Origin of the sequence: Pseudoalteromonas sp. OF5H-5, assembly GCF_021530695.1 — a bacterium.
Taxonomy (GTDB): domain Bacteria; phylum Pseudomonadota; class Gammaproteobacteria; order Enterobacterales; family Alteromonadaceae; genus Pseudoalteromonas.
Genome location: NZ_JAKGBF010000005.1, coordinates 297,173 through 309,637 on the forward strand (window position 1 = coordinate 297,173; position 12,465 = coordinate 309,637).

At 41.4% G+C, this 12,465-nt stretch carries 14 protein-coding genes; 5 read left to right on the forward strand and 9 right to left on the reverse strand.

Going from position 1 to position 12,465, the window contains the following annotated elements; all coding sequences use genetic code 11:
• The first annotated feature begins 105 nt into the window (after positions 1–105).
• Both L1271_RS10105 and L1271_RS10110 read left to right on the forward strand, forming a co-directional pair.
• The gene (locus L1271_RS10105) at positions 106–1,182 is read left to right on the forward strand and encodes a porin (RefSeq protein WP_010604987.1); all 1,077 of its coding nucleotides are present in this window, start codon (positions 106–108) and stop codon (positions 1,180–1,182) included.
• Positions 1,183–1,192: 10 nt separating this feature from the next.
• Positions 1,193–1,597, forward strand: a complete 405-nt coding sequence (locus tag L1271_RS10110; protein ID WP_010374038.1) for a phosphate ABC transporter substrate-binding protein — start codon at positions 1,193–1,195, stop codon at positions 1,595–1,597.
• Between the two features lie 36 nt (positions 1,598–1,633).
• Here L1271_RS10110 and L1271_RS10115 read toward each other — a convergent pair whose 3' ends face one another.
• The 3 genes from L1271_RS10115 to L1271_RS10125 are packed head-to-tail and all read right to left on the reverse strand — an operon-like array spanning position 1,634 to position 4,905.
• Complete coding sequence (locus L1271_RS10115) at positions 1,634–2,674, reverse strand: hypothetical protein (protein ID WP_235367745.1); 1,041 nt, start codon at positions 2,672–2,674, stop codon at positions 1,634–1,636.
• Positions 2,622–3,239: a penicillin-binding protein activator LpoB gene (locus tag L1271_RS10120; protein WP_174168739.1), complete on the reverse strand. Its 618-nt coding sequence runs from the start codon at positions 3,237–3,239 to the stop codon at positions 2,622–2,624. The genes L1271_RS10115 and L1271_RS10120 overlap by 53 nt, the downstream gene beginning before the upstream one ends.
• A 4-nt stretch (positions 3,240–3,243) precedes the next feature.
• Complete coding sequence (locus L1271_RS10125; protein WP_235367746.1) at positions 3,244–4,905, reverse strand: hypothetical protein; 1,662 nt, start codon at positions 4,903–4,905, stop codon at positions 3,244–3,246.
• Positions 4,906–5,081: 176 nt separating this feature from the next.
• On the opposite strand from L1271_RS10125, the gene L1271_RS10130 reads away from it, so the two are divergent.
• Complete coding sequence (locus L1271_RS10130) at positions 5,082–5,660, forward strand: LPP20 family lipoprotein (RefSeq protein WP_010604982.1); 579 nt, start codon at positions 5,082–5,084, stop codon at positions 5,658–5,660.
• Between the two features lie 41 nt (positions 5,661–5,701).
• A complete protein-coding gene (locus tag L1271_RS10135; RefSeq protein ID WP_235367747.1) occupies positions 5,702–7,027 on the forward strand; it encodes a transglycosylase SLT domain-containing protein in 1,326 nt (441 codons plus the stop codon).
• A gap of 14 nt (positions 7,028–7,041) precedes the next feature.
• On the opposite strand, the gene L1271_RS10140 is transcribed toward L1271_RS10135, so the two are convergent.
• A complete protein-coding gene (locus tag L1271_RS10140; protein WP_235367748.1) occupies positions 7,042–7,938 on the reverse strand; it encodes a TIGR01777 family oxidoreductase in 897 nt (298 codons plus the stop codon).
• 115 nt (positions 7,939–8,053) lie between these two features.
• Between L1271_RS10140 and L1271_RS10145 the strand changes: the two genes are divergently transcribed.
• Positions 8,054–9,091, forward strand: coding sequence for an AI-2E family transporter (locus L1271_RS10145; RefSeq protein WP_010604979.1), 1,038 nt, complete (start codon positions 8,054–8,056; stop codon positions 9,089–9,091).
• Between the two features lie 121 nt (positions 9,092–9,212).
• Here the strand turns inward: L1271_RS10145 and L1271_RS10150 are convergent, their stop codons facing one another.
• The 5 genes from L1271_RS10150 to L1271_RS10170 all read right to left on the reverse strand — a co-directional run bounded on the left by L1271_RS10150 (position 9,213) and on the right by L1271_RS10170 (position 12,310).
• Positions 9,213–9,647, reverse strand: a complete 435-nt coding sequence (locus tag L1271_RS10150; protein ID WP_010604978.1) for a hypothetical protein — start codon at positions 9,645–9,647, stop codon at positions 9,213–9,215.
• A complete protein-coding gene (locus tag L1271_RS10155) occupies positions 9,631–10,974 on the reverse strand; it encodes an ATP-binding protein (protein WP_211866261.1) in 1,344 nt (447 codons plus the stop codon). The genes L1271_RS10150 and L1271_RS10155 overlap by 17 nt, the downstream gene beginning before the upstream one ends.
• Positions 10,968–11,642, reverse strand: coding sequence for a response regulator transcription factor (locus L1271_RS10160; RefSeq protein WP_010374057.1), 675 nt, complete (start codon positions 11,640–11,642; stop codon positions 10,968–10,970). The genes L1271_RS10155 and L1271_RS10160 overlap by 7 nt, the downstream gene beginning before the upstream one ends.
• 2 nt (positions 11,643–11,644) lie before the next feature.
• The gene (locus L1271_RS10165) at positions 11,645–11,902 is read right to left on the reverse strand and encodes a PepSY domain-containing protein (RefSeq protein ID WP_010374059.1); all 258 of its coding nucleotides are present in this window, start codon (positions 11,900–11,902) and stop codon (positions 11,645–11,647) included.
• A 108-nt stretch (positions 11,903–12,010) separates the two neighbouring features.
• Positions 12,011–12,310, reverse strand: coding sequence for a YciI family protein (locus L1271_RS10170; RefSeq protein WP_102056946.1), 300 nt, complete (start codon positions 12,308–12,310; stop codon positions 12,011–12,013).
• Between the last annotated feature and the right edge of the window lie 155 nt (positions 12,311–12,465).

Consider the following 12,465-nt stretch of genomic DNA (forward strand, 5'->3'; position numbering starts at 1 on the left):
TTCTGCAAATATTTATATCAATTTGCTGCTTTTGCTAGCATTTTCTTAAATTTAACTATACTTGCAATGTAGTACTTGTAGAACAAGCAATTGGGATGAATTACAATGAAGATGAAACTAGCTTTAGGTTGTACCCTTTGCCTTGCCTGTTTTTCAGGGCATGCAGAGGTTAACTTTTCCGGATTCGCAAGTATCAATGCTGGTAAGGTGCTGAGCGGAAGCGGTGTTCCACAATTCGGAATAAACGATCCAATATTTCTCGCCGATTATCCTATCGTCAGTGTTTACGACGAGGATATCTCATTTGAACCTGAAACACTGATGGGCCTTCAATTTAGTGCTGATCTAACAGAAGGTTTAAGTGTTACTGGTCAAATTGTTGCGCGCGGCGCAGACGATTTTGATGCAAAGTTCGAGTGGGCTTATTTGTCCTATGAGATTAATGAGAATTGGACGTTCCAAGCAGGTAAAAAGCGCTTACCGCTATTCTATTACTCCGACTTTTATGATGTGGGTTACGCCTATATTTGGATGCGTGCACCCGCGGACAACTACACCTGGCAAATCTTTAATTATAATGGCATCAATATGCTCTACAGCGGCAGTATAGGCGACTGGTCATTAAGCGGGAATATTTACGCCGGTAAAGAAGACGATGATGACAATAAGCTGTTGAGCGAGTTTTTCTTTCAAGAGCCAACTAGAGAAATCTGGAAAGACATCCTAGGCGGCGTAATTCAAACCAGTAATGATTGGCTTGAAGTGCGTTTAACCCATATGCGTTACACCAACCAGCGGTATCGCTCTGGAGAGCCTGTTTTATGGGAGGGGAGTGATGAGCGAGATGGTAAGTTTTATGGTTTAGCAGTAAATGCAGACTGGGGAAATTTCTTTATTTTATCTGAGCTAAATCGGTTGGACTTAGACGGCAATCTAGACACTAAGATGCTGACACTGGGCTATCGCTTTGACAATATCACGCCATTCGTATCTTACGCAGATTTTGAAGGCGAGGGCGACGATGCCGAAAGCCATGAAACCACTTCGTTTGGAGTACGTTGGGATTTTCATTCCTCCGCTGCTTTCAAGATTCAGTACGATGAGGTAGAGGATAACTCCGTTGGTTTAGCGGTCGCAGGTGATAGTAAAGCCATTACAATTGGCATCGACATGGTATTTTAAGGAGAGAAGCATGAAAAAATTATTTTTACTTACTCTACTTTGCAGCGCTTTTAGTTGCCTAGCCGTGGATGTCATTGTCAATCCTGCCAATACCTCTACACTTGATGAAAACGAAATTAAGCAAATTTTTATTGGTAAATCAAAGTCATTCTCCGATGGCTCTAAAGCACTTCCGATAACTCAGGCTGATGGCTCGACGGTAACCGATGAGTTTAATGAAAAGGTACTTAATAAGTCATCAAGCCAACTTAAAGCTTATTGGTCAAAATTAGTATTTACTGGAAAAGGGACACCACCAAAAGAAGCCGCCGATGATGCTGAGGTACTTAAACTCGTTGCGAGTAACCCTAACCTAATTGGGTTTGTATCTTCGGGAGCTGCAGATAGCAGCGTTAAAGTGGTGAAGTCATTTTAGGAAGAGATAAGTAAGGCCCTATAAAAGGGCCTTACTTTAGATTTTGCTATCAATGATTAACATCGTCAGTTTTTTGCTTAGCATTTTTGCTGACTTTTCTTCAGCACTAGACTTAGCCATGTTCTCAAAACTAGACGCTGCTTTTATTTGTGCAGAAACATGCGCCTTTTCTTTATCGTTTTCCATGAGTTTTAAACTTGAGTTGGCAAAAACATAATAAGTGCTGTTTTTCTTCACGTCTTCGAAATCAACGCTAAAATCAATTTGAAAGTCTGCACTTTGTTTTTCACCCACGACAGTAAGACCTTGCTTAGTCAGGCTCTCGGCTAACTGATTGCGGATAGACTCCTGTCCCCAAAACTTTGATGAAATACTAAAAGTTAATGACTGAATAAAATCATTCAGCATTTTGTTTTTGTTGCTCACTGAGGTTGGTATGGCAATGCTGCCGCCACCTAATTGCCTGTGATATTCGTTTGCTTTGCGTCTTTTAGCAATTAGTCGCTTAATTGCCATCGCTTCTTTTAATTTTTCTGAATTGGTTAGTGCCGAAATAGTCGCGTTACTGATCTCTTCGTCAAGTTGTCTAATATCAAGCTCAGCGTGCATTCTTGACTCAATTTTGTTAAATGAGGCAAGGGCATAGGCCGTTTTTTGCTCTGTGGAGTAAAACTCCTGCTCAATATTGATCCCCTGTAATTGTATACTTGGGACTCGAGAATATAAAATCTCATCCACTCGATACGAAAAATCGCCATTAGCTTGACTTTGAGCAACTTGTGTTGTTCCTTCAATTTCCACATTTAACTGTTTGGCAATCGCCAATCTAGCTGCTTCTTGGGCGGCAAGTTTGGCTTCCGTCCTATCTACAATATGACTCGCTGAACCAACGCCATACACTAGATAATCGGAACTCGGTTGCTGTGTAGCCCAAATGGGCAAGCTTTCTTCCTTTGCAACAGCCTGCCTGGTAGACTGACAGGCAGATAAACTAAGTAGAATACACAGAGGTAACGCTAGACGTTTAGAAACCATACCCGCTGCGCTCTTGAAGTTTTTGAATTTTCTTCTGTCCATTCCACACCTCTCGGTTAGTCGTCATGTCTATTAATCGAAGATCTACTTGGTAGAAAGTGACTCGACTACCACCTTGTTCATCAACAAATGAGTTAATCGTGCCGGATAGTGCATAATCAGCACCTTGCTCTTGGCCGATCTCATTACGAGTTTCGAGGCTTGAATTAAGCTCTTGGTCTCGCCTTTCCTCACGAATTTCATCTCGTACATAGCGGTTTGCGACGAAGTCAGCTTGCCCGCTTCGCAATATGGCGCGCTTGAGGTCATTCAAAAAAGTGTCAACTGCAATATGCTGATGCGACTTGTTACGAACAGATTGAATAATGATTGCGGGTCGAGTGCCTTCTTTGGCACGGTGTTCACGTACCCAAGGGAAGCCGAGCATATCGCTTATCATTGCTTCAGCAACTAACTGAGAGTCTTTGGCATTCCATTTATCTGAAAGCGCTATTTCTTCATTGGCGTCCACGCGACTCACTTTGGTTGTTGAAGAACAACCCGTCATAGCTGCGCAAGACGCGATGAGCATTGGGACAACTAATTTAACTGCAAATTTAGGCTTCATGTATTCAGTCCATGTTAGTTAGAGATGATAAATAATTTTGTTTTTCTGGTTCAGCTACACCGGTGAAGGTGCGAATGTGGCTGAGCAATGGTGCTGTTTGAGTCAGCGGTATATCCTGTTTAATTACTCTGCCAGTCCTTAATTGGGTTTGCAATTGCAGGTGAGTGGTATTTTCGGGTAATTTCACTCGAGCCACTCTAATCTCACCCGGTAAAGATTGCCATTGCCTTGTGTCTGCCGCTGCTGTAATGGCGTTGGTGACAGATGATGTTAGCTGAGCAAGCCCTGCCAACAGCGAGTTCTGTTGGATGCCAACTTGCTTTATAGCTTTACTTGCTGTGACTGCTTTTAACACTTCTCGTGAAATAGCGGTGTAAATTTCCATATTGGCATTACCTAGCGCGTCGTACAGTGTGAGTAAGTTTACCGAATAAAAGGGGTGTAATTCTGTAAGTTTTTGTCCGTTGGCGAAAAGCGCAACATGTTGAATATCATTTTTATGAGGTTGTAAGTAAGTAACCGAGATTCTACTGCCATACTTGAGTGCATCAATCACCCCTTCGTCTACCGCTTTTTGCCATAATTTATCACCGAGAGGTAAGCGTTTTGTGACAGTGCCTAATACAACATCGCTAAAGTCGCCTGTTGCATAGTTTTGAATGAGATCAAACAGACTGGTATCAGCAAACATTAAATTAAACCATGCGAACTGGGCTTGGCGTTCTTCTTTTGTTCCCCAATAAATTGGCGTAATCACTAATGCTTGTGCCTCTTCATCAGGTCTAAGGTAAAGGTTAAACTCTTTGCGTTGCGGTGATACACCTAAGCTTTGAACTAATGTGAAGTAGTTTTCTTCCTTGTCTGCAACCATTCTGTTGAGGTCTTGCTGTGCTTGTTGGCCTGCATATTGACCTAGTTTGTATTGTTTACTAAAGCCATTTTTGTATGCGCTCACCGCTCGCTCATATTGGATCCGAGCACTATCTAGCTCGCCTTGTTGCTCATATAGAACGCCGCTTAAATACTGTGCAAATGCATCGTCTTTATACTCAAGTTCACCGCTGATAAATGGTTGATTAAAAATCGCTTTAAAAATTTGCTCAATATCATTTCCTGCCTTTTGCTGATTTACGTAGCCTCCGGTTTGTTGCTGTAATTGAGAGAGATATAAATCCAGTTGACGCATTTCTGTCAGTGCAGAGTCATACATAGCAACACGATTCACTTTTGATGCGTTTGCTAACGATACATAATTAAGCGCCATTAATGTATGGATCATAGGTTTATGAAAAGCACGGCCAGTATATTTTTTGTAACTCGCACCAGTAAAAGCAGAAAAAAGCTGGTCGCTGATGCTGACAGTGTAAGCGGCTTCAATAATTTCTTTTGCGTGAGAAAGATGTTGATTACTTAACTCATAATGATGTTGTAAGTGAGCTAACATGCCTGATTCTAGGTAATACAATAATTCGTCACTAGATGAATTTTTATAGGCATCGTCAATACGCTGTTGGGCTGAGATAAAATCTCCTTGCTCCGCGTATTCTATGGCCTGCTTGTTGGCTTTAGGGGTCAAGTTACAGCCGCTCAGCATCAAGCAACCTGTAAAGATAAAGAGCTTTATCATGAAGTTATATAAATCAATTTGGAATCGCATTCCTTGCATACTTGTTCTTATAATGGCAGTGTTGTGGTGTTCAATCATATAACAATAAATTAAATAGTAAAAAATTGAATTGAAAGTGCTAAATTGTTAAAAATCGTTTTTACAATTTATTACTGTTAATCAATAATTTTTTTGATAAATTTTATTCCGTAATCAGGGCAATTAAGGAACCCAACATGAAAGCAAAACAACTACTTATATCAGTGGCCGTTATAGGGATGCTATCGGCTTGTAGTTCAAGTAAAGATGATGCGGCTTCAAGCCCAAGAGTTAATATTCCAGAATGGGTTCTCAATCCAACAATCGAAGATGGTATAGCTGCAGCAGATTGTGTGAAATACTCGGGCAACATTTCAATCGATCAAAAAATGGCGGTTGCAAATGCACGTCTTGCGTTAGCTCAGCAAATTGAAACCCGTGTTGAAGGCCTTGATAAGACATTCGCGAACCGTACAGATGCAAACGATGACACAACGGTAGGCGCAACCTTTAGCTCTGTATCCAAACAATTGACTAAACAAACATTAAATGGCTCTCGTATCGTTAAGGCCGATGTTATCGATATTTCTGGTAAAGATTATTTCTGTGCATTGACGACGTTATCACCTGATCAGACTAAAGAACTTTTCAAAGATTTGATCAAAGAAAGTAAGCGCAGTGTAAACCCTCAAGATGAAAAGTTTTTATATCAAGAATTTAAAGCTTACAAAGCAGAAAAAGATCTGGAGAAGGAAATTGCAAGGCTAACTAATTAAAGCGTGAGTTTCACGCTTTAATTTTTTGAAAGGAACGCTCTATGCGCAAATCGATATACTCATTTTTAGTCATGGCGTTAAGTGCCATTCCAAGTGCGGTGGCGAGTCAAGCCCAGCTTTTTGAAGAGCTATCAGAGAAAATGTCACGTTGGCAAACCTCCGAGCCTAATGATGAAGAGCTGAGCGAGTTTGAGCAATATAAACGCCAACAATTAAGTGAGTTTGCTGATTATGTCGAAGAGCATTTTGAAGAGTACGATGCCTTTCGTGATAATGTGATCCAACAGTGGGGAGATATAACTGTTGCTGATCAAGCTGCATTTGTCACCTACAGTGACGATTTATCATCCAGAATGGTTGTCGACTTTGAAGCCAATGAGTTGGTAGTAAGCATTAGGCATGCAGAAGATGAAAAGGTATCTCAGGCTCAACTTCAAGCCCTATACAAGGAATTTACCGCAAAAGACCGTGCAGTAATTGATGTATTTAATGTTGATACGCTCGCGATAAACCAAAGTGAAACAACGAAACGTGAAGTGGATAACGCTGCTCGTGCAAAAGCGTTGATCGCAGCGAAAAAGCAAATAGATAGCCAATTTGAACAACAGCAACGGTACATAGAACGTCAGACGGATGAGGCCATCATTGACGGTGAAGATTCAAAATTAGCAGAGGCTCAACAACAAGCGCAACAGAAAAAGTTGGAGTTGTTAAAGCAAAAACGCCTTAAAAAGCTATTAGAAACAGCTAGTAATACTGGTAAAAGTGAAGCAACTGTCGTATCTGAAATCGTGCTTAAGCTACCCAAGCAGACTGAACTTTCCAAGCATCGAGCAGAACGTTATGTGAGCCAAGTGAATGCACAAGCGAAGCGCTTTGACATTGAACCTAGTTTAATTTTTGCGGTTATGCACACCGAAAGCCACTTTAACCCAATGGCAAAGTCACACATTCCTGCGTTTGGTTTGATGCAGATAGTACCGACGAGTGCGGGTGTTGATGTGAATCGTATGTTGTACAATCGCGATGAACCGATGTCGGCACCTTATCTATATGTGACGGATAATAATATTGAAGCGGGGACGGCTTACCTGAATATTCTAGATAAGCGCTACCTGAGTAAAATACATAACCCACTTAGTCGTAAGTATTGCACGATTGCGGCTTATAACACCGGTGCTGGAAATGTTGCTCGCGTTTTTAATGCTGATGATTCGAGATCAATTACAAAAGCAGCAAAGATAATTAATTCACTCTCGCCAGAAAACGTACTAGCAGCGCTAGACAAAAGTTTACCGTATGATGAAACCAAACATTACCTGGATAAAGTCTTAACGCGGGAAAAGCTCTATATACCATCTGAATAAAGTATTGCACAAAGTTATAAGTTAAGTGCGTTCAAGGCATCTTCAATATGATCGTGGCGGAATCGATAACCTGCATCGAGAAGTTTTTTTGGTACGACGTATTGGCCGTACAATAGCAATTCTGACATTTCACCATATGCCAATTTGAGGACAAACGGTGGTACGGTAAATAGGCAAGGGCGTGAGATAGCGCGTGCTAAGGCTTGAGAAAATTGCTTATTTGATACCGGGTTTGGGGCTGTTGCATTAATAACACCGCAGATCTCGTCATGTTTAAGTAGATACATTATCGCCTGAATCATATCGTCGATATGGATCCAAGACATCACCTGTCTTCCAGAACCAATCGGGCCGCCAACGCCAAATCGAAAAGGCGGTAACATTTTATCTAAAGCACCTCCCGATTTTGAAAGCACAATGCCTGTTCTTATTATACATATTCTAGTTTGGCTGGAGCTGGCTCTAAAGGCGGTATCTTCCCAATCTCGGCACAGCCTATGGGAGAATTCATCATGGTAATCCTTGAAATCTTCAGTGATGGTCAAGTTATCCGGTTGGCGTCCATAAAAACCTATTGCACTACCTGAAATAAACACCTTGGGCGGTGACGTCGCAGTGTTTATCGCTGTAACGATTTGCTCAGTGATTTTTATCCGGCTATTGTAGATCTCTTGTTTTCTTTCTTTGCTCCACCGGCCATTGGCTATTGGTTCACCCGCAAGATTAATGACCGCATCAAGCTCATTAAAGTCGACATCATCAGTATCGGTGACGCAGCTAACCCCTCCTGGTAATAGGCTTACAGCTTTTGAAGGCGAACGGGTCAGTACAACTAGATTATGTTTGTGTACTAAAAATTGGCATAGCTTTTTACCAATTAATCCTGTAGCGCCTGTTATGAATATATTCATTCTCAATACTCTTTATTGTAATAAAATAAACTTACGTTTTAGCAAGGAGTTAGATCACTCATTTTCATTATAGGTGGTTTGTTTTAGAATGGTAAAAAAGCAAAAGGAGTGAACTGTGTCTTCACTGACTGGAATTAACAAAACGCTGGTGGTTTTGGCCTCGCTATTTTTAGTGTTAGGTGGGATCAAGCTTGCGTCTGAGATTGTTGTGCCGTTTATATTAGCCGCATTCATTGCGATTATCTGTAATCCCATGCTCAAGCTTTTGGCCCGTTTTAAGATACCAAAAGGTCTGGCCATTCTGGTGATTATCGCACTTGTGATTTTAATTGGTGCAAGCATTGGTGGGCTTGTTGGGCAATCAGTTAATGATTTCTCTAAGCAGCTGCCAACTTATAAAGAAGACTTACAAGAAAAGTTCGTTTGGTTGGTCAATACTGCAGCGAACTACAATATATTATTGGATAAACAACAACTTATTAGCATGCTAGACCCAAATAAGCTAATCGATGTGGCCACCAACATGCTGACTGGCTTTGGTGGTGTGATGGCAAATAGTTTTTTAATTCTGCTTATCGTCGTCTTCATGCTTTTTGAAGCGCCTTCTTTGGGCCACAAAGTGCATCTCGCACTAGACGATCCAGAGATGAAAATGCAGCAAATTGATAGATTTTTAGATTCTATCAATAGCTATTTGGCGATTAAAACGCTTGTTTCACTGGCGACTGGTGTCGTGGCGGCCGTTTTTTTATGGGCGTTAGATGTTGATTACTTCGTGCTTTGGGGCGTAGTTGCATTTTTGCTTAACTATATTCCAAACATAGGTTCAATCATTGCGGCTGTGCCGCCTGTTTTTCTGGCCTTAGTGACACAGGGGCCATTGGTGAGCGGCATTGTTGCTGTGGGTTACATTTGTATTAATACCTTGATGGGCAACATTATTGAGCCAAGGTTTATGGGTCGAGGGTTAGGTTTATCGACCTTGGTAGTGTTTCTCTCGTTAATCTTCTGGGGGTGGTTACTCGGAACTGTTGGAATGCTGCTTTCTGTGCCACTTACCATGGTTGTGAAAATTGCCCTTGAAACCAGCGAAGAGGGTAAATGGCTTGCAATCCTTCTCGGTTCAGAACAACCCGATAATAGACCATCTTAACAACGCTGAGATCCGGCAAATAAAAAGGAGCTATAAACAGCTCCTTTCTAAGGTTTACTCGTCATTATCTGAAGCTCAGGTTATTAAAGCTTAGCACCTAATAATCCAATCAAAAATGTCGCTAGAGATTCAAATCTTCTTTCAATACTTTACTGCTCTTTAGCTCGATGATGTGCGCTTTTAAAAATGCAATTTTGCAATTTTTATAAGCTGTCGCTGAGCGCGTCGCGTTTGGCATGTCTAGTAAGTATCGCCACCGGCAGCTGTCTTCCATATATTCCTCCTGATTGCGAAGGGCACGTTCCATAATTGGCAAGATCTGTGTATTACCAGTGTCCGCTTGGTACTTTTTAGTATCGAGCAATAACTTAGTGATCCAGGTTTGACGATGACGTTCAAGTAAGTTGATATTGCCATCCAGGCACATGAGGAATTTTTTTGCCTTTTCCGGATGCGTTGACTCATACTTCGTACAGTCTTGTAGTGTGACATCGTCGTCTGCAATCACAGAAAAGGTTAATCCCGATACCAATAGACTGCTAATTATTCTTTTCATGGTTAAACTCTATCGTAAATTTCGCGCCACCATGTCTGGAAGTACCTATTTGCATCAAGCCATGATAGGACTTAACTAAATCAGATACGATAGCCATTCCTACGCCGTGGCCAGCTTCATAGGTGTCTAATCTTGCACCTCTGGTTAGTAGTTCTGAGCGGCGATGCTCTGGAATGCCAGGGCCATCATCTTCTACTTCTATGATTAGTAGGCGCTTTTTAGGTGCACTTACTTTTATATCGACCAAGGAACCACATGCTTTACAGGCGTTATCTATAATATTACCAAGAATTTCCATTAAATCCGTTTTATCACCTAAAAATGCAACCTCCTCACCACATTCGGATGAAAATTGAATGTGCTTGTCATGATACACTTTAGTCATGGCGTTGAGTATTGAGTCAAGTACGGGTTTTACTGATGTTTGTTTCTTCCATGTATCGGATGCGCCCGTTGCAGCACGTTTCAATTGATGTTCGATCATTGCATTGATTCTGTCTAGCTGCTCCTGAGCGTCTGCATCTTTTGCCAGTGGACTGGATTTGATCACCGCAAGGGGAGTTTTTAACGCGTGCGCAAGGTCGCTAAGTGAAGCTCTATATCTCTCTTTTTGACGCTTTTGAGATTCCAATAGTAGGTTTAAGTCGGATTTGATTGTTAGGAGTTCGACGGGGTAAAGACCTGTGATCTTATCGCGCTCGCCAGCTTCAATCTCTTTAATTTCTCTATCGAGTCGTTGCAGCGGCCTTGCGTTCCATACAAACCCAAATGCCATCAATCCGGCTATCACTACACCCATAACCAGCATCCAGTTGACCAAGGTGTTTCTAAACCCTGACATTAACTCCATCAGCGCGTCATTTTTCTTTAAAAGTACAAAGCGGGCTTGCTGCGATTGCTCTGCATTTCCGAGAATAACGGTCAGGCTAAGTTGCCAAAACAGTACGCCATTATATTCAACTCGCTTAAACTCAGATGCTCCAGCCTGGTTTTCTGAAAAGTCAGGTGAAATTGAGAGGTTTACAGCCGACTCGGAATACCAAACGAGGGAGTTATCTTGATAGACCAGAGCATAAGTATCAGAATTCAATCTGTTTAACTCAGGTGCAAGAATACTGCGAGGCATTTCGAGTCCGTTAGAGACAAATTCGACTTCAGAGATAAGTGAGTAGAGGTGGGCTTCCAATGTTTTTTCAGTCGCATCGACTAAAGAAGAGTAATAAGCCCTGCCCACGGAGAAAAATAGCGCGGGAAGGGCAATAATAAGCACAAAGACAAGGATAAATCCTTGTCTTATTTTAAGCGAAATTTGAGAGCTGTTTACCACTGATTTTTAAACCTATATCCACGTCCTCTAAGGGTTTCAACAGGGTTCAGAGTGCCATCAGGATCAAGTTTCTTACGCAGCCTTAAGACAAACACTTCAATGACGTTAGAGTCTAAGTCAAAGTCCTGATCGTATATGTGCTCAGTGAGCTCAGATTTAGAAATGACTTTTTGTGGGTTAACCATTAAGTATTCTAAAACTTTATATTCATAGGCTGTTAGTGATAGCTCGTTATCGTTAACCCAGACTTGCTGTGAGCGAGTATGGATTTTGATTGGACCAATGCAAATCTCTGGATTTGCTTGTCCAGCGCTACGTCTAATAAGTGCATTACAGCGCGCAATTAGCTCTTCAACATGAAACGGTTTAGTGAGGTAGTCATCAGCACCTGCATCAAGGCCTTCCACCTTGTCTTGCCAGCGGTCGCGTGCCGTTAAGATTAAAATAGGGATCTTAACGCCGTTAGCACGTGCTCTACGGATAATTTCAATACCGTCAAGTTTTGGCAAACCGAGGTCGATTACTGCCATATCTAACGGATATTCTTCAAGGTGAAATAATCCAGACTCACCATCATGACACAAGTCAACGCTATATTTTTCTTTCTCTAATGCATTTCGCAGGTTTTCTGCTAGTTGAATATCGTCTTCGATAACTAAAATACGCATCCTTAGTCCTTATTTACTTCACCTGTCTTCTTGTTTACTTTTAAGTCAACAATTCGACCATCTGGTTGGAGAATTCTTACCACAAAAAACTGATTTTCTTCAGAAATCTTAAGCGTCTTCCCAGCGTACTTATCAAGCGCCAGAGACACCGCTTCTTTTTTTGTAATTGTCTTTACATTTTTATCATTGCGGCTATTGGCGTCTGCTACACTCGAAGCGAACGCCAAAATCAACGCTAAAAGAGTGAGTTGCAATCGCATTTTAAGCTCCACAGTTTCATAGATACTAAGTGTCTAAACTTCATAAATCTCAAACAAATTTAGTGCTTTTGTAATTAACCTTTGCTGAACTTAACGTTCAGTAAACTTTTATGGCAGAACTCGCTTGTACGGTTTTACAATACTAGCAGTATAGACACCAGCATCAATATAGGGATCGACGCTCGCCCATTGCTGTGCACTTTCTAGGTTTTCAAACTCAGCAATAACCAAAGAACCCGCAAAACCCGCTTCACCAGGATCTTCCGAGTCAATCGCCGGTAACGGGCCTGCTGCAAACAATCGACCTTGTTGTTTTAATTCTTCTAAACGAGCTAGATGAGCAGGGCGTACAGCAAGACGCTTTTCTAATGAGTTTTCAGCGTCGGTTGAATAGATCATGTAAAGCATAAGTATTAGTTCCGGATTGGTTTCTAGGTTATTATTGTTATTTTTACGTATTTTGTCGGCTGTTCAGGCCCGTTTATCAATACTATGATAAAACGCCCTCAGTGCAAAAGTAAATGTACACAGAGTTTTTCAGTGATTAGACATTTAAACTTGAA